The sequence below is a fragment of the Eleftheria terrae genome, assembly GCF_030419005.1.
In the GTDB taxonomy this organism is placed as follows: domain Bacteria; phylum Pseudomonadota; class Gammaproteobacteria; order Burkholderiales; family Burkholderiaceae_C; genus Caldimonas; species Caldimonas terrae.
Map to the genome: position 1 here is coordinate 1,694,067 of NZ_CP106951.1, position 15,947 is coordinate 1,710,013.

14 protein-coding genes are annotated in these 15,947 nt (G+C 70.5%); 4 read left to right on the top strand and 10 right to left on the bottom strand.

The window, feature by feature from the left end; all coding sequences use genetic code 11:
- The 10 genes from N7L95_RS07490 to N7L95_RS07535 form a co-directional block, all read right to left on the bottom strand.
- Entirely contained in the window at positions 1-1,278 is a 1,278-nt protein-coding gene (locus N7L95_RS07490; protein ID WP_301259198.1) for a DUF3422 family protein, read from the bottom strand.
- A gap of 351 nt (positions 1,279-1,629) precedes the next feature.
- A complete protein-coding gene (locus N7L95_RS07495; protein ID WP_301259199.1) occupies positions 1,630-1,893 on the bottom strand; it encodes a hypothetical protein in 264 nt (87 codons plus the stop codon).
- A 299-nt stretch (positions 1,894-2,192) separates the two neighbouring features.
- Positions 2,193-3,701 carry a tripartite tricarboxylate transporter permease gene (locus N7L95_RS07500; protein WP_301259200.1) on the bottom strand — a complete coding sequence of 503 codons (1,509 nt, stop codon included), beginning with the start codon at positions 3,699-3,701 and terminating at the stop codon, positions 2,193-2,195.
- A gap of 21 nt (positions 3,702-3,722) precedes the next feature.
- On the bottom strand, positions 3,723-4,187 hold the full coding sequence (locus N7L95_RS07505; RefSeq protein ID WP_301259201.1) for a tripartite tricarboxylate transporter TctB family protein: 465 nt from the start codon (positions 4,185-4,187) through the stop codon (positions 3,723-3,725).
- Positions 4,188-4,540: 353 nt separating this feature from the next.
- Complete coding sequence (tfpB, locus tag N7L95_RS07510) at positions 4,541-6,349, bottom strand: type IV pilus assembly ATPase TfpB (RefSeq protein ID WP_301259202.1); 1,809 nt, start codon at positions 6,347-6,349, stop codon at positions 4,541-4,543.
- 10 nt (positions 6,350-6,359) lie between these two features.
- Entirely contained in the window at positions 6,360-7,121 is a 762-nt protein-coding gene (locus tag N7L95_RS07515) for a methyltransferase domain-containing protein (protein ID WP_301259203.1), read from the bottom strand.
- Positions 7,118-7,693, bottom strand: a complete 576-nt coding sequence (locus tag N7L95_RS07520) for a DNA-deoxyinosine glycosylase (protein WP_301259204.1) — start codon at positions 7,691-7,693, stop codon at positions 7,118-7,120. Before N7L95_RS07520 ends, N7L95_RS07515 begins: the two co-directional genes overlap by 4 nt.
- Entirely contained in the window at positions 7,690-8,511 is an 822-nt protein-coding gene (locus tag N7L95_RS07525; RefSeq protein WP_301260091.1) for a TatD family hydrolase, read from the bottom strand. The genes N7L95_RS07520 and N7L95_RS07525 overlap by 4 nt, the downstream gene beginning before the upstream one ends.
- A 19-nt stretch (positions 8,512-8,530) precedes the next feature.
- Complete coding sequence (lolD, locus tag N7L95_RS07530) at positions 8,531-9,205, bottom strand: lipoprotein-releasing ABC transporter ATP-binding protein LolD (protein WP_301259205.1); 675 nt, start codon at positions 9,203-9,205, stop codon at positions 8,531-8,533.
- Positions 9,198-10,454 carry a lipoprotein-releasing ABC transporter permease subunit gene (locus N7L95_RS07535; protein WP_301259206.1) on the bottom strand — a complete coding sequence of 419 codons (1,257 nt, stop codon included), beginning with the start codon at positions 10,452-10,454 and terminating at the stop codon, positions 9,198-9,200. Before N7L95_RS07535 ends, lolD begins: the two co-directional genes overlap by 8 nt.
- A 101-nt stretch (positions 10,455-10,555) precedes the next feature.
- Between N7L95_RS07535 and N7L95_RS07540 the strand changes: the two genes are divergently transcribed.
- From N7L95_RS07540 to N7L95_RS07555, 4 genes are all read left to right on the top strand, one after another.
- Positions 10,556-11,488 carry a hypothetical protein gene (locus N7L95_RS07540; protein WP_301259207.1) on the top strand — a complete coding sequence of 311 codons (933 nt, stop codon included), beginning with the start codon at positions 10,556-10,558 and terminating at the stop codon, positions 11,486-11,488.
- 20 nt (positions 11,489-11,508) lie between these two features.
- Positions 11,509-13,221 carry a single-stranded-DNA-specific exonuclease RecJ gene (gene recJ, locus N7L95_RS07545; protein WP_301259208.1) on the top strand — a complete coding sequence of 571 codons (1,713 nt, stop codon included), beginning with the start codon at positions 11,509-11,511 and terminating at the stop codon, positions 13,219-13,221.
- 117 nt (positions 13,222-13,338) lie between these two features.
- On the top strand, positions 13,339-14,571 hold the full coding sequence (locus tag N7L95_RS07550; protein ID WP_301259209.1) for a PQQ-dependent sugar dehydrogenase: 1,233 nt from the start codon (positions 13,339-13,341) through the stop codon (positions 14,569-14,571).
- 114 nt (positions 14,572-14,685) lie between these two features.
- On the top strand, positions 14,686-15,855 hold the full coding sequence (locus N7L95_RS07555) for a PQQ-dependent sugar dehydrogenase (protein ID WP_301259210.1): 1,170 nt from the start codon (positions 14,686-14,688) through the stop codon (positions 15,853-15,855).
- Positions 15,856-15,947 lie beyond the last annotated feature (92 nt).

Here is a 15,947-nt window from a genome sequence, read left to right on the forward strand (position 1 = left end):
TCACGCCACCTCGCGCAGCACCAGCCGGTGCATGCGCCGCAGGCCGCTCCACACTGTGAGCGCGATCAGCGGGATGGCCAGCGCCACCAGCACCTCCGGCGACAGCGGCAGCAGCCCGGCCTCCTTGCCGCCCTTGGCCAGGTAGCCCACCAGGCCGGCGCCGTAGTAGGTGATGGCCGCCACCGACAGCCCCTCCACCGCACTTTGCAGCCGCAGCTGCACGCCCTGGCGGCGGTTCATGGCGTCGAGCAGGTCCTGGCTGCTCTGCTGCTGCTCGATCTCGACGCGGGTGCGCAACAGGTTGCTGGTGCGCGAGATGCGCTCGGACAGCTGCTGCTGGCGCCGGCCGGCCCAGGCGCAGGTCTGCATGGCCGGCCCCAGGCGGCGGTCCATGAACTCGCCGATGGTCTGCAGGCCGGCCAGCCGGTGCTCATGCAGTTCGTCGATGCGCCGCTGCACCAGCTCGAAGTAGGCGGCGCTGGCCGAGAAACGCGCATGGGTGCTGGCGTAGAGGCTCTCGACCCGGCCGGCCAGCTGGGTGAGCTGGCGCAGCAGCTCGGGTTCGCGGTGGCGCTCCGCGCTGCGGATCTCACCCGCGATGCGGGCCAGGTCGCGCTCGGCGTCGGCCAGGGTGGCGGCCACCTCGCGGGCGGCCGGCAGGCCGAGCAACGCCGTCATGCGGTAGGTCTCGATCTCCAGCAGCCGCTGCACCGCACGGCCGAGCCGGCGCGGGTGCATGCTGGCCGCCACCACCACCAGGCGGGCAAAGCCGTCGCCGTGCAGGCGGAAGTCGGTGTACACCTCGGCCTGGCCGTCCATCACCACCGAGCCGACCAGGCTGTCCTCGTCCAGCGAGCCGCGCACCAGTGTGTCCGCCCCGTCCTCGCGGGTGGACGTCACCATGACATGCATGCCCACCAGCCACTGGCCGGGCACGCCGCGCAGCCAGTCCTGCGGCACCGAGCCGACCGCGCTCGGCTCGAAGCCGGCCGGGTTGTCGGGCAGGTTGCGCCAGAAGGTGTAGGTCTGGAACTCGGTGTGCTGTTCCCAGCGCAGGTGCACGCCGCCCAGGTCGATGCTCAGGTGGCCGGCCTCGGCCGACGGCAGCGGCAGGTGGCGCGATCGCAGCAGCGCATGCAGGTGCTCGCGGCTGCGCGTCTCGCCTGGCGGCGTCAGCAGCGCCAGGTGCGACAGCGCCAGCGGCGCCGACAGGCGTTCATAGGGACGCGCGTGCACTTCGTTGTGCAGCATCTCGCGCAGCGGGTGGGGGGTCGGCATGTCTCGGTCATCCTCCTTGCGGAAGATTATCGAGGGGGGCCGACCCACCTCCGACCCGCTCCAGCGTGGGCTCGGCGGGCTGGCGGGCCGTCGCCGCGGCCCTCCGTCGAGCCGTTCACTTCACGAAGTGAAACCGCACCGCACATGGCGGCTGATGCGCCACCACGGGTCAGACGCCACGCGCGCTCGACGCCGCGGCGGCGCCGCCCGGGTTCTGGATCCTTGCACTAGCAATGGCGCCGAGTCCATGGCGGGCACCGTGGCCAGCCCGCGCTGCTGTGTCTTGGCGCAGCAAGATCACTGTGGCAGCGCCGTTCTCCGGTCGCGCCACCGCTTGCCGCCTGCACCTCGTCAAGAGCCGTTCGCGCTCGCGTTTCCAAAGAACGATGCGTAGAGCACTTCAAACGCGGGATAGGCCGGGTCCTGCACTCGCTGCGCTTCATACGCTCCGGCCAATTCTCCAATCACACGGTCCATGTCCATCACTCGCTCGGACAGGCGCTCCTCCTCATCCTCCTCAGCAGAGATTTCCCCCAGCTTGCGTATCAGGCGCTGGCGTTCCCCCAACACAGACGAAATGGCAACAAACAGACTTTCGGTTGATAGTTCGTACATGAATCATCCCTCCTCCGGCGTACCTTATTCCTCTGTTGCCTTCGCAGCCAGTCCCTATAGGTGCTGCAGGAAGAGGGACAGTGGCATGTCATCCTTCGGCGCCACGGTGTAATGAATAGGTGCTGAACTGGTCTTCACATACTCGCCGATGCCGAGATTGCTTGCTGGCCCGGTGCCCGCGTTGCATATCCAAATGAAAACGCCTGCCAAGCAAAACGCTTGGCAGGCGGTCGGATCAGCAGGTTTCTATGCTATTTGCAAGAGCGGCCCTTCTTCACGGCACGCCGGAGGGGCCGCTTTCAGTCAGCGTCCTGGAACGCCACCTCCCGCTTGCGGCGGATGTTGGGCAGCAGCACGATGATGATCATCAGCCCTGCGGCGCCCAGCAGGCTGGCCGACAGCGGGCGGCTCACGAAGGTGCTCCAGTCGCCTCGCGACAGCAGCAGGGCCCGTCGCAGGTGCTCCTCCATCATCGGCCCCAGGATGAAGCCCAGCAGCAGCGGCGCCGGCTCGCAGCTCAGCTTGTAGAAGGCATAGCCGACCACACCGAACAAGGCCGCCAGGTAGATGTGGAAGTTGTTGTTGTTCAGCGTGTAGAGCCCGATCGAGCAAAACACCAGGATGGCCGGGAACAGGAAACGGTAGGGCACCGTCAGCAGCTTGATCCAGATGCCGATCAGCGGCAGGTTCAAGATCACCAGCATCAGGTTGCCGATCCACATCGAGGCGATCAGGCCCCAGAACAGGTCGGGGTTGCTGGCCATCACCTGCGGGCCGGGCTGGATGCCCTTGATGGTCATCGCGCCCACCATCAGCGCCATCACCGGGTTGGGCGGGATGCCCAGCGTCAGCATCGGGATGAAGGAGGTCTGCGCACCGGCGTTGTTGGCCGACTCGGGGCCGGCCACGCCCTGGATGGCGCCCTTGCCGAACTGCTCGGGCGTCTTGGAGATCTTCTTCTCCAGCGTGTAGGCCGCGAAGGCCGACAGCAGGGCGCCGCCACCGGGCAGCACGCCCAGGATGGAGCCGAGCGCCGTGCCGCGCAGCACCGCCGGTGCGGCCAGGCGGAAGTCGTCACGGGTGGGCCACAGGCCCTTCACATCCTTGGTGAAGACCTCACGCGACTCGGACGGCTGGCCCAGGTTGGCGATGATCTCGCCGAAGCCGAACACGCCCATCGCAATGATGACGAAGTCGATGCCGTCGGTCAGCTCCGGGATGTCGAAGCTGTAGCGCGGCACGCCGGAGATCACGTCGGTGTTGATCTGGCCCAGCAGCAGGCCGAGGATGATCATCGAGATGGCCTTCAGCAGCGAGCCCGAGGCCAGCACCACCGAGCCGATCAGGCCCAGCACCATCAGCGAGAAATACTCGGCCGAGCCGAACTTGAAGGCCATCTCGGTCAGCGGCGGCGCAAAGGCAGCCAGCACCAGCGTGCCGACCGAGCCCGCGAAGAACGAGCCCAGTGCCGCGGTGGACAGCGCGGCGCCAGCGCGGCCGCGACGGGCCATCTGGTAGCCGTCGATGGCGGTCACGACCGAGGACGACTCGCCCGGCACGTTGATCAGGATGGCGGTGGTGGAACCACCGTACTGGGCGCCGTAGTAGATGCCGGCCAGCATGATCAGCGCCGGCGTCGCGTCCAGCGAGTAGATCGACGGCAGCAGCATCGCGATCGTGGCCACCGGCCCGAGACCGGGCAGCACGCCGATCAGCGTGCCCAGCAGCGCACCGAGGAAGGCGTAGCCGACGTTCTGCAGCGTGGCGGCCGTCTGGAAGCCCAGGGCAAGATTGGAAAGCAGGTCCATGATGGGAGGTCCTTGTGCCGCTCAGCCGCCGAAGATGGTGGGGTAGACCGGCAGCGTCAGGTTCAGGCCCTTGGTGAAGATGGCCCAGGCACCGGCCGTCAGCACCACGGAGCTGATCAGCGCATCACGCCAGTGGAATTCGTCACTGGCCAGGCTGGCCACCACGATGAGGATGGGCAGCGAGATCAGCAGGCCCAGGCGCGGCAGGCAGAAGCCGAACAGCACCACGGCACCGAGGATGATCACCAGCGGCTTGACGGCGATGGCGCCGATCGGGTCGCCGCCATCGCGCTCGATGGACAGCGAGGTGAACAGCACCACTGCACCGAGCACCGCCAGGATCAGGCCCAGCACCAGCGGGAAGTAGCCCGGCCCGGGATGGGCCGAATTGCCGAAGGAGTAGTTGCCGGCGCCGATCGCGAAGGCGATGCCGACAGCCAGGAACATGAGCCCCGAGACGAAGTCCCGCTGGCTTTTGATCTTCATCTTTGCGCTCCTCTCCAGCTTCAAAAACTGTTGCGATTCTAGGGAGGGGCCTTCCGCGCACTGGCTGTGGATTACACGTAGCGCAATGCAGGCGCCCCTTGAACTGCGGCACAACCACACGGCCAGGCCAGCCGGCCTGGCCACTTTCCCGGCAGCATCGGCGCACCACCACCGTGCCCTGCCCCGGCGCGGCACTGCCGTCCGGTGGGCGCACAGCTCCGGCATGCCGGCCGCCGCGGGGGCGCGAAGGATACAGCGGGACGCGGCGCGCCCCGGCCTTTCTTCACCCGGCGGGCCTTCTTCCTGCCGCAGGGCGGAAAGAACTCACGAAACTGCCGCTTTTGCAGCCGCCCTCAGCGCTCCCACGCCGGCGTGGCCCGCAGTACTTCGTCCAGCGTGGTGAGCCCTTCGGCAACCTTCATCGCCCCGGCCAGCCGCAGCGGCCGCATGCCGTCCTGAGCGCCCTGCTGGCGCAGCTTGGAGAGGTCGGGCGTCTGGCCAATCAGGGCCTTCAGCGGCTCGTTCACCATCAGCAGCTCGTAGAGGCCGGCACGGCCGCGGAAGCCGGTCATGCGGCATTCGATGCAGCCCACCGGCCGGTAGGGCCGGAAACCGCCGCTCATGCGCCAGGGCTGGATCGCCTCGGCCAGCGTCTCGCGGGTGAAGCTCTCGTCGGGCTGCTTGCAGTGCGCGCACAAGGTGCGCACCAGGCGCTGCGCCAGCACGCCCAGCAGCGTGGCATTGAGCAGGTAGGGGGGCACGCCCAGGTCAAGCAGCCGCGTCACCGCCGAGGTGGAATCGTTGGTGTGCAGGGTGGTGAACACCAGGTGGCCGGTGAGCGCGGCCTGGATGGCCATCTCGGCGGTCTCCAGGTCGCGCACCTCGCCGACCATGATGATGTCCGGGTCCTGCCGCATCAGCGCGCGCAGCCCGTTGGCGAACCCCAGGTCCAGCTGCGGCTGCACCTGGGTCTGGTTGAAGGCCGGCTCGATCATCTCGATCGGGTCTTCGATGGTGCAGACGTTCACCTCGTCGGTGGCCAGGCGCTTGAGCGTCGAGTACAGCGTGGTGGTCTTGCCCGAGCCGGTCGGCCCGGTGACCAGGATGACGCCGTGCGCCTGCGTCACCAGCTGCTCCCAGCGCTGCGCCTCGTGCGGGCCGAAGCCGAGCGCGTCCAGGGTCTTGACGGTGGAGTCGGGGTCGAAGATGCGCATCACCAGCTTCTCGCCGAAGGCGGTGGGCAGTGTCGACAGGCGCATCTCGACTTCCTCGCCGTCGGGGTTGCGGGTCTTGATGCGGCCGTCCAGCGGGCGGCGCTTCTCCACCACGTCCATGCGGCCGAGCAGCTTGATGCGGCTGGTGACAGCGGCCATCACCGTCAGCGGCAGCTGGTAGACGGTGTGCATCACGCCGTCGATGCGAAAGCGCACCGCTCCCATGTCGCGGCGCGGCTCCAGGTGGATGTCGGAGGCGCGCTGGTCGAAGGCGTACTGCCACAGCCAGTCCACCACCTGCACCACACCCTGGTCATTGGCGTCGAGCTGCTTGCTCTTGCCCAGCTCCACCAGTTGCTCGAAGTTGGCCGGCGCCACGGTGGCATCGCCGCTCTTCTGCGCCGCCTTGACCGACTTGGCCAGCGTGTAGAACTCGGTGGTGTAGCGTTGCAGCTCGGGTGGGCTCACCAGCACCAGCCGGATGGGCCGGCGCAGGTGGCTCTCGATCTCGGCGACCCAGTCGGTGTCGAAGGGCTCGCAGGTGGCCACCACCACCTCCTGCAGCCCGACCTGCACCGGCAACGCGCGGCGCCGCTCGGCATAGTTGATGGACATCACGTCGGCCACCCGGCCGACATTGACCTTCAGCGGGTCGATGCGCAGGTAGTCCTTGCCGCAGCGGCCGGCCAGCCATTCGGTGAGGGCCTCGACATCCAGCGGCTTGCCGTTGCGGGCGTCGCTCATGCCGACGTTGGCCAGGCGCACCAGCGGGTGCTGTGCGCTGTCGCCGGCGGCCAGGCGCTGGCTGGTGCGCTGTGCGTCGGCGGCGGAGACCACGCCGTCCTCGCGCAGCCAGTCGAGCAGCGGCCGCCAATCGAGGCGGCCCTTGAAGGCGGTGGTGGCCGGCACGGCGCCGCTGCGCCGCAAGGGGGTGGTGGAGGCGCTCATCGGCCGTCTTTCACGCAGCGAGATGCTTGATCATGCGCAGCCACTTGGCCGCAGGCAGGGAAAAGCGAGTTTCGATGTTTTCGGCACGGGCAGCAAGTTCGCTCCGCTCGGCCGGCGCCAGGCCCTTGGTGGCCAGCACCACGGTGTTGCCCTCGCGCGTCGGCTTGAGCGCCCACATGGCTTCACGGCCGAAGGCGCGGGCCATGCGCTCGACGCTGCGATCGTAGCTGGCGTCGCGGCCGAACAGGTTGACGCTCATCACCCCGCCCGGCGCCAGCAGCTGGTGGCAGGCGGCATAGAAGTCCTCGTCGTCCAGCACCGGGCTGGCCGCCTCGTGGTCGTAGAGGTCCACGCACAGCACGTCGGCGCCGCCGGCGTTGACCGGGTCGGCGGCATAGCGGGCGGCGTCCTGCTGCAGCACCTGCAGCGTGTCGTCGTCGGGCGGCAGGCGGAACATGCTGCGGCACACCGCGATCACCTCGGGGTTCAGCTCCACCGCGGTGGTGCGCATCTGCAGCTTCCTGTGGCAGTACTTGGTGATGGCACCGGCGCCCAGGCCGAGCTGCACGGCATGGCCGTCGGTCACGCACGCCTGCGGCCTCAGCAGCATCCAGGCCATCATGCGCTGGATGTATTCCAGCTCCAGGTCATAGGGCTTGCGCACGCGCATCGCGCCCTGCACCCAGATGGTCCCGAGGTGGAGGAAGCGCACGCCGTCGGATTCAGAAACGGTGACGGGGGCGAGCGTGGGGGTCTTCTTGCTGCGGGTCATGTGAGTGAATAGAGATCGAAGACCTCGCGCCAGGCTGCGAGCTTGCGCTCGAAGCTCCACGAGGCATTGGCCGGGCTGGTGGACGGCAGCCGGTGCACCGGCAGGCCCAGCCCGCGGGTGATGGGCATCGAGCGGGCCGACTCGCCGCCGTTGTGCGCCAGCGCCCGCAGGCCCGGCGCGTGCTGGCGCAGGCCGGGCAGGTCGTTCAGCTCGGCGTCCTCGATGGCGCTGTCCAGGCTGCCCTCGCGGCGGCAGCGGGCATAGACGTCCCAGATGCCGAGCCCGCGCTCGCGCACCACGGCCAGGCGCTCGGCATACGGCAGCCTCGGCAGATCCAGCCCCCACAGCGCGGACAGGATCGGCCAGAAGTGGTTGCGCGGATGGGCGTAGTACTGCTGCGCCTGCAGCGAAGCCACGCTGGGGAAGCTGCCCAGCACCACCAGGCGGGTCTGTGGCCCGAGCACCGGGGCCAGGCCCTGCAGGGGCACGGCCGCCGGGTCGGCGGCGCGCGGAGCCGGCCCGCCGCCGCCCCCGGCCCGGGCAGCGCCCGCGCGGCGCGGCGCCCGGCTCATGCGGCGCCCACCAGGCCGGCCAGGCGCGGCAATGCCGCCAGCGCATTGGCCTGCGTCTGGCGCTGCAGCTCGGCCAGGCTGGTGCCCCGCAGGCGAGCGAGCTCGGCCGCGATGCGGGGCAGCTCGGCCGGTTCGTTGCGGCTGGCCTCGCCGGCGGCGCGTTGCCCGGCGGTCTTGTAGAGCCAGTGCGGCGGAATGTCGGGCGCGTCGGTCTCCAGCACCAGGCTCTCGGCCGGCAGGCCGGCGGCCAGCCGGCGGATCTGCAAGGCCCGCTCGAAGGTCAGCGCCCCGCCAAAGCCCAGCTTGAAGCCCAGCCCGATGAAGCTGCGGGCCTGTTGCTCGCTGCCGTTGAAGGCATGTGCGATGCCGCCGGGCACCTCGATGCGCCGCAGCTGCTGCAGCACCGCGTCCACCGCGCGCCGTGAATGGAGCAGCACCGGCAGGCCGAACTCGCGGGCCAGCTTCAGCTGGCCGCTGTACAGGTGGTCCTGCCTCGCGCGGTCGAGCCCGGGCAGGAACAGGTCGAGGCCGATCTCGCCCACCGCCACCAGCCGCGGGTCGTCGCACCGGGCCGCGAGTGCGCTGCGCAGGCGCTCCAGCGCATCGTCCGGCTCGCTGTTGGCAAGGATGGGGTGGATGCCAAGCGCATAGCTCAAGCCATGCGCGTGCGCCAAGGCCTGCACGGCGTCGAAGTTGCCGCAGCCCACCGCCGGCAGCACCACCTGGCCCACGCCGGCGGCACGGGCGCGCTCGATCATCGCCGGGCGGTCGGCGTCGAACTCGCTCGCGTCGAGGTGGGCGTGCGTGTCGATCCACATCACGGCGCCGCGCCTCCGCTCAGGCCAGCATGCCGGACACCAGGTGCAGCGCCCGGTCGCAGCGCCGGGCAATGGCCTCGTCATGGGTCACCACCACGAAGGCGGTGCCGCGCAGGCGGGCCAGCGACAGCATCAGCTCGAACACCGTGTTGGCCGTGCCGCGGTCGAGGTTGCCGGTGGGTTCGTCGGCCAGCACGCAGGCCGGCTGCGTCACCAGCGCCCGGGCGATGGCAACGCGCTGGCGCTCGCCGCCCGACAGCTCGGCCGGCCGGTGTTGCACCCGCTCGCCCAGGCCCACCTGCTGCAGCATCTCGCGCGCCCGGGCCTTGGCATCGGCCTTGGGCATGCGGCGGATGCGCAGCGGCATGGCCACGTTGTCGAGCGCGGTGAACTCGGGCAGCAGGTGGTGGAACTGGTAGACGAAGCCCAGGTGCAGGTTGCGCCACTGCCCCTGTTCGGCGGCACCCATGGTGGCGAAGTCGCGGCCCTTGAGCTGTACCTCGCCGGAAGTCGGCGCGTCGAGCCCGCCCAGCAGGTGCAGCAGCGTGCTCTTGCCGGAACCGGAGGCGCCGACGATGGCCAGCGTCTCGCCGGCCGGCACCGCGATGTCCACCCCGCGCAGCACATGCACGTCGAGCGGGCCTTCGTGGAAGCGTTTGTTCAGCCCGCGGGCCTGCAGCACGATCTCACTCATAGCGCAGCGCCTCCGCCGGTTGCACGCGGCTGGCGCGCCAGCTCGGATAGAGGGTGGCCAGGAAGGCCAGCACCAGCGAGATCAGTGCGATGGGCACGATGTCGCCGGCCTGCGGGTCGCTGGGCATGCGGGTGATCAGGTAGATGCTGCCGGGCAGGAACTTGGCCCGGAAGACGGTTTCTAGGAAAGGCACGATGACGTCGATGTTGCAGGCCACCAGCAGGCCGAACAGCACGCCGCTGGCGGTGCCGATCACGCCCGAGACTGCGCCCTGCACCATGAAGATGCGCATGATCGAGCGTGGGCTCGCGCCCAGGGTGCGCAGGATGGCGATGTCGGCCCGCTTGTCGGTCACCGTCATGACCAGCGTCGACACCAGGTTGAAGGCCGCCACCGCGACGATCAACGTCAGGATGATGAAGAGCATGCGCTTTTCCAGCTGCACCGCGTCGTACCAGTGGCGATTGGTGCGGGTCCAGTCGCTGATCAACAGGTCGCCGGTCAGCTGGCGGCTCAGGTCGTCGGCCACCTCGCGAGCCTGGTGCACGTCGCGCAGCCGCAGCTGCACGCCGATCGGGCCTTCCACCCGGAACAGCTTGGCGGCATCGTCCACGTGCATCAGCGCCAGGCCGTTGTCGTACTCGTAGTGGCCGGCGCTGAAGATGCCGACCACCGTCATCTGCTTGAGGCGCGGCACCACGCCGGCCGGTGTCATCTGGCCGCTGGGCGAGACCAGCGTGACCTTGTCACCCTCGTTCACGCCCAGGCCACGCGCCAGCTCGGCGCCGAGCACGATGCCCCAGCCGCCGGGCACCAGGCGCTTGAGCACGGTGTCCTTGAGCTGGGCCGCCAGCGGCGTCACCTTCGGTTCCTCGGCCGGCGAGATGCCGCGCACCAGGCTGCCGCGCATCTCGTCGCCGCGCGCCAGCAGCGCCTGCGCGGCGATGTAGGGCGCCGCCCCCACCACCTGCGGGTGCCGGCTGGCCTGGGCCGCCACGTCGTGCCAGTCCGGCAGCGCCTGGCCGCCGGCGGCATAGACCTCGATGTGCGAGATCACCGAGAGCATGCGGTCGCGCACCTCCTTCTGGAAGCCGTTCATCACCGACAGCACGATGATGAGCGCAGCCACGCCCAGGCCGATGCCCAGCATCGAGACGCCGGAGATGAAGGAAATGAAGCCATTGCGCCGGGTGGCGCGGCCGGCGCGCGTGTAGCGCCAGCCGATGTGCAGTTCGTAGGGCCAGTTCATGAGTGGTCTTGCGGCGCAGCCGACAAAAATGCGCCGATTCCGCGAAGCGTTCGATGCTAACCGAGCCGACCGCCGTCGCCGGCCCCCGATAATTGAGCCCCATGCACCTGCTGATTCCCCATGCCTCGGCCTTGTCAGACGCCTGCCGGCACACCTTGAAGGACTTGCAGCTGCCGGTACTGACCCAGGTCCTGGCCCAGCTGTCGCCGGCCTGGCGCAGCGAAGGCGACGAATACTCCCTGTCCCCCCCGCACGAGCGCGCGCTGGCGCGGGCGCTGGGCCTGAGCGGCCCGGACGGCGGCCTGCCCTGGGCAGCCTGGCTGGCCCAGCGCGACGGCATTGCCACCGGCGACCTGGCCTGGGGCCTGCTGACGCCGGTGCACTGGCATGTCGGCACCGACCAGGTCAGCATGCTGCCGCCGGAGGCGCTGCAGCTGCAGGAAGACGAGTCGCGCGAGCTGATGGAGGCGGTGCGCGAGCTGTTCGAGTCCGAAGGCTATGTGATGGTCTGGGGCGCCCCGACCCGCTGGTACCTGGCGCACGAGAGCCTGGCCGAGCTGCCCACCGCCTCGCCGGACCGCGTGGTCGGCCGCAACGTCGAGGCCTGGATGCCCGAGCATGCCGCCGCGCGCCGCATCCGCCGCCTGCAGAACGAAGTACAGATGCTTCTCTACACCCATCCGCTGACCGACCGCCGCGTCGAGCGCGGCGCACTGCCGGTGAACACCTTCTGGCTCAGTGGCTGCGGCCCGGCACAGCCGGCGCTGGCGCCGCCCGCGCTGGTGGTGGACGAGCGCCTGCGCGCCGGCCTGATGGGCGACGACTGGGCCGCCTGGGCCGAGGCCTGGGCCGAGCTGGAGCGCGGCCCGCTCACGCTGGCACTGGCGGCGCTGCGGCGCGGCGCGCCGGTGCGGGTCACGCTGTGCGGCGAGCGCAGCGCCCAGGACTTCGAGCCGGCACCCAGTGGCTGGTGGGCGCGCCTGAAGCGCCACTGGCACCGGCCGCAGCCGGCCGACGTGCTCCTGAACCTGTGAAGAATGAGAAGTTGGCGTCCATGAAGATCACCTCCCGAGACATCCCGCCGCGCGCCGCCTGGGCGCTGGAACAGGCGGGCGTGCACCCGCTGCTGGCGCGCCTGTTCGCGGCCCGCGGCATCGCCAGCTCCGACGACCTGGACGATTCGCTGGCCCGCCTGCTGCCCCCCGACACCCTGCACGGGGCCGACGACGCGGCGCGCTTCCTGGCCGACGCCATCGCCGCCGGCAAGCGCATCTGCGTCGTGGCCGACTACGACTGCGACGGCGCCACCGCCTGCGCGGTGGCGCTGCGCGGCCTGGCCCTGCTGGGCGCGCGGCCCGAGCACCTCAGCTACGTGGTGCCCGACCGCGCCGTGCACGGCTACGGGCTGTCACCAGCAGTGGTCGAGCTGGCGATGGGGCGCCAGCCCGACGTGCTGCTGACGGTGGACAACGGCATCGCCAGCCTGCAGGGCGTGCAGCACGCCCGCGCGCTGGGCCTGGAGGTGGTCATCACCGACCACCACCTGCCCGCGGTGGTGGACGACCGGCTGGTGCTGCCCGAGGCGACCGTCATCGTCAACCCCAACCAGCCGGCCTGCGGCTTCGGCAGCAAGTGCCTGGCCGGTGTCGGCGTGATGTTCTACGTGCTGCTGGCGGTGCGCGCCGAGCTGCGCCGCCGCGGCGCCTTCAGCCCGCAGGAGCAGCCGCGGCTGGACACCCTGCTCGACCTGGTGGCCCTGGGCACGGTGGCCGATGTGGTCAAGCTGGACGCCAACAACCGCCGGCTGGTCGCGCAAGGCCTCAAGCGCATCCGTGCCGGCCGCATGCAACCCGGCGTGGCGGCCCTGTTTGCCGCGGCCAAGCGCGAGCCGGCCCGCGCCAGCAGCTTCGACTTCGGCTTTGCACTCGGCCCGCGCATCAACGCAGCCGGCCGGCTGGCCGACATGACGCTGGGCATCGAATGCCTGCTCACCGACGACCCGCAACGGGCCGCCGAGCTGGCCCAGACGCTGGACGGCATCAACCGCGAGCGGCGCGACGTCGAGGCTGGCATGCGCGAGCAGGCCGAAGCGATGCTGGAGATGCTGATGCCCGAGGACGAGCCGCCGCCCGCGCTGGCCATCTTCGACCCGGACTTCCACGAAGGCGTGGTCGGCATCGTGGCCTCGCGGCTGAAGGACAAGCTGCACCGCCCGACCTTCGTCTTCGCCCTGGGGCAGGATGGGCTGCTCAAGGGCTCGGGCCGCTCCATCCCGGGCTTTCACCTGCGGGACGCGCTCGACCTGGTGAGCAAGCGCCACCCCGGCGTGCTGAAGAAGTTCGGCGGCCATGCCATGGCGGCCGGCTGCACGCTGGAGGAAGAGGACTTCGAGCTGTTCGAGCAGGCCTTCCAGCAAGTGGCGCACGAATGGCTGGACCCGGCCCTGCTGGCCCGCACCGTGACCACCGACGGCCCGCTGGAGCCGCGCTGGTTCGCGCCCGAGGTGGTGCAGGCCATCGAGCGCGAGGTGTGGGGCCAGTCCTTCGAAGCGCCGGTGTTCAGCGACGAGGTCGAGATCGTCTCGCAGCGCATCGTCGGCGAACGCCACCTCAAGCTCACGGTGCGCTGCGGCGGTGCGGTGCGCGAGGCGATCTGGTTCGGCCGCAGCGAGCCGGTGCCCGAGCGCAGCGTGCTGGCTTACCGCCTGTCGCTGGACGAGTTCAACGGCGCGCAGCGGGTACAGATGGTGGTGGAAGCGCTGGCCTGAGCCCGGGCGCCGCCGGACAGCGCCGAAGGGACGCGGCGCAAGGGCGCCGTTTACCGTTCGTTTCTTCGCTGTCCCGGCTCCGGATACCCTGGCGCTTTCCACAGCAGAAGTGCCGCCATGGAACTGACCGACGCCCCCTGCCAACCCGAACGCCGGCGCGCGCTTGCGCGACTGGCTGCCTTGAGCGCGCTTGCCGCGACCGGTTTGTCCGCCTGTGGCGGCGGTTCCGGCGGCGATGACGAGCAACCGACCGAGCCGCCACCTCCCGGGCCACCGCCGCCGTCACCCGGCCCGCTACGCACCGCCTCGCTGGCCAGCGGCCTGCAGTACCCCTGGAGCCTGTGTTTCCTGCCTGACGGCCGGCTGCTGGTCACGGAGAAGACCGGCCAGCTGCGGCTGCTGAGCACCAACACCGGCGGCCGCGGGCAGGCCGTCTCCGGCCTGCCGGCCGCGCGGTACAGCGGCCAGGGCGGCTTGCTGGACGTGGTGCTCGACCCCGCCTTCGCCAGCAACCGGCTCATCTATGTGAGCTACACCGAAGCCGAGGGCGACCTGAACGGACTGGCCGTGGTACGCGGCGTCCTGAGTGCCGATGCCACCCGGGTGAGCGAGACCGAGGTCATCTTTCGCCAGACGCCCAAGTTCGCCGGCAACCAGCACTACGGCGGGCGGCTGGCCTTCCGTAGCGACGGCACGCTGTTCATCACCCTCGGCGAGCGCTTCCTCCACAAGGAAGAAGCACAGAACCTCGGCAGCTACCTCGGCAAGGTTGCCCGCATTCACAGCGACGGCCGTATCCCGGCCGACAACCCCTTCGTCGGCGTCGCCGGCGCGATGCCGGCGCTGTGGAGCCTCGGCCACCGCAACCCGCAGGGCGCGGCAGTGCACCCCGACACCGGCGAGCTGTGGCTGTGCGAGCATGGCCCGCAGGGCGGCGACGAGATCAACATCGCGCGTCCCGGCCGCAACCATGGCTGGCCCAACGTGAGCTACGGCTGCCCCTACGAGGTGGAAGAACCGTCCGACGCCTGCCGCATCGGCGGCGGCGTGCATGCGCCTCTGTACGTCGAGCCGCTGACCACCTGGGGCCCGCCCTCGATCGCGCCGAGCGGCCTGGCCTTCTACACCGGCAACCGCTTCCCGGAATGGCGCGGCCACCTCTTCACCGGCGCGTTGGCCGGCAAGGCGCTGTGGCGGCTGCAGTTCGACGGCGATCGCATGGTGAATCGCGAGGCGCTGCTGACCGGTCTCAACGCGCGCATCCGGGACGTGCGCCAGGGCCCGGACGGCTGGCTCTACATCCTCACCGACGAAGCGTCCAGCGGCCGCGTGCTGCGCGTCGAACGCTGACGCGCCAGGGCAGCCCCCGGGCCGCCCCCCTACCCCCTGCCGCGAGGCCCGATGGCTGCTGCCCGCTTTCCCTTTTTCCCTGCCGGCCCGGCTTCGCCACGCCGGCGACACGCCTTGCGCCGCCTGGCCGGCCTGGCCGCGGCCACCTGCACGCCGGCCCGCAGTGCCGCACTCGCAGCGGCACTGGCCGGCGGCGCCGCGGCGCAGGCGGACGGCTTGCGCGCCTGGCCGGTGGCCCACGGGCTGGAACTGCCCTGGGGCATGGCCTTCCTGCCCGACGGCCGGCTGCTGGTCACCGAGCGGCCCGGCCGGCTGCGCCTGGTGACGCCGGGCGATCCGGCGCCGGCACCGCTGCTCGGGCCAATTCCTGCAGTCGACGCGCGCGGCCATGGCGGCCTGCTCGACGTGGTGATCGACCCGGGCTTTGCCGGCAACCGGCGGATCTACCTGTCCTACAGCCAGGCCTGCGGCACGCCGGAAGCACCGCTCACCGGCCTGGCGGTGGCGAGCGCCCGGCTCGACGCCGACGCCGGCCGGCTGGAAGACGTGCAGATGATCTTCCACCAGGCCCCGGCCGCCGAGAGCACCGAGAACCTCGGCGGCCGGCTGGCCGTCACGCCCGGCGGCCTGCTGTTCATCACCGTGGGCGACCGACGCGAGGCTGCTGAGCGGGTGCACGCCCAGGACCTCGCGTATCACCACGGCAAGGTGCTGCGCATCCACACCGACGGCAGCGTGCCGGCCGACAACCCGTTCGTCGACACGCCCGGCGCGCTGCCCGAGATCTGGAGCTACGGCCACCGCAACCCCCAGGGGGCCACCCTGCACCCGGCCTCGCAGGAATTGTGGACCTGCGAGCACGGCCCCTTCGGCGGCGACGAGGTCAACATCACGCGCCAGGGCCGCAACTATGGCTGGCCCGTCATCAGCCACGGCTGCGAATACGACAACTGCGCCACCATCGGCGAGGGCCCAAGCAAGGACGGCATGGAGCAGCCGCTGCTGCACTGGGGCGCGCCGTCGGTGGCGCCGAGCAACCTGCTGCTGTACACCAGCGAGCGCTTCCCGCAGTGGCGCGGCAACCTGTTCGTCACCACGCTGGCCGGCCTGGCGCTGTGGCGCATCGAGCTGGGCGGCAGCCCGACAGAGCCGGAAGTGCTGCGCCGCGAGCCGCTGCTGGTCGGCCTGGGCCAGCGCCTGCGCGACCTGCAGCAAGGCCCCGACGGTGGCCTCTACCTGCTGACCGACGGCGCGCCGGCGAGCGTGTTGCGGCTGGAAGACTGAGCGCGGCCGCTGCAGCCTGCCGGACGGCCGCGCGGCCCTGGCGGGTTCGCGCCCGGGCACCGATCGGCCGGCGCCATCGGGACACGGGCTCA

What these genes read in the sequence shown, in the direction of transcription:
- N7L95_RS07495 (WP_301259199.1), bottom strand. Translation starts at nt 1,893, where the DNA reads ATGTACGAACTATCAACCGAAAGTCTGTTTGTTGCCATTTCGTCTGTG.
- N7L95_RS07520 (WP_301259204.1), bottom strand. Translation starts at nt 7,693, where the DNA reads ATGAGCCGGGCGCCGCGCCGCGCGGGCGCTGCCCGGGCCGGGGGCGGC.
- lolD (WP_301259205.1), bottom strand. Translation starts at nt 9,205, where the DNA reads ATGAGTGAGATCGTGCTGCAGGCCCGCGGGCTGAACAAACGCTTCCAC.
- N7L95_RS07550 (WP_301259209.1), top strand. Translation starts at nt 13,339, where the DNA reads ATGGAACTGACCGACGCCCCCTGCCAACCCGAACGCCGGCGCGCGCTT.
- N7L95_RS07525 (WP_301260091.1), bottom strand. Translation starts at nt 8,511, where the DNA reads ATGTGGATCGACACGCACGCCCACCTCGACGCGAGCGAGTTCGACGCC.
- N7L95_RS07505 (WP_301259201.1), bottom strand. Translation starts at nt 4,187, where the DNA reads ATGAAGATCAAAAGCCAGCGGGACTTCGTCTCGGGGCTCATGTTCCTG.
- N7L95_RS07500 (WP_301259200.1), bottom strand. Translation starts at nt 3,701, where the DNA reads ATGGACCTGCTTTCCAATCTTGCCCTGGGCTTCCAGACGGCCGCCACG.
- recJ (WP_301259208.1), top strand. Translation starts at nt 11,509, where the DNA reads ATGAAGATCACCTCCCGAGACATCCCGCCGCGCGCCGCCTGGGCGCTG.
- N7L95_RS07540 (WP_301259207.1), top strand. Translation starts at nt 10,556, where the DNA reads ATGCACCTGCTGATTCCCCATGCCTCGGCCTTGTCAGACGCCTGCCGG.
- N7L95_RS07490 (WP_301259198.1), bottom strand. Translation starts at nt 1,278, where the DNA reads ATGCCGACCCCCCACCCGCTGCGCGAGATGCTGCACAACGAAGTGCAC.
- tfpB (WP_301259202.1), bottom strand. Translation starts at nt 6,349, where the DNA reads ATGAGCGCCTCCACCACCCCCTTGCGGCGCAGCGGCGCCGTGCCGGCC.
- N7L95_RS07515 (WP_301259203.1), bottom strand. Translation starts at nt 7,121, where the DNA reads ATGACCCGCAGCAAGAAGACCCCCACGCTCGCCCCCGTCACCGTTTCT.
- N7L95_RS07535 (WP_301259206.1), bottom strand. Translation starts at nt 10,454, where the DNA reads ATGAACTGGCCCTACGAACTGCACATCGGCTGGCGCTACACGCGCGCC.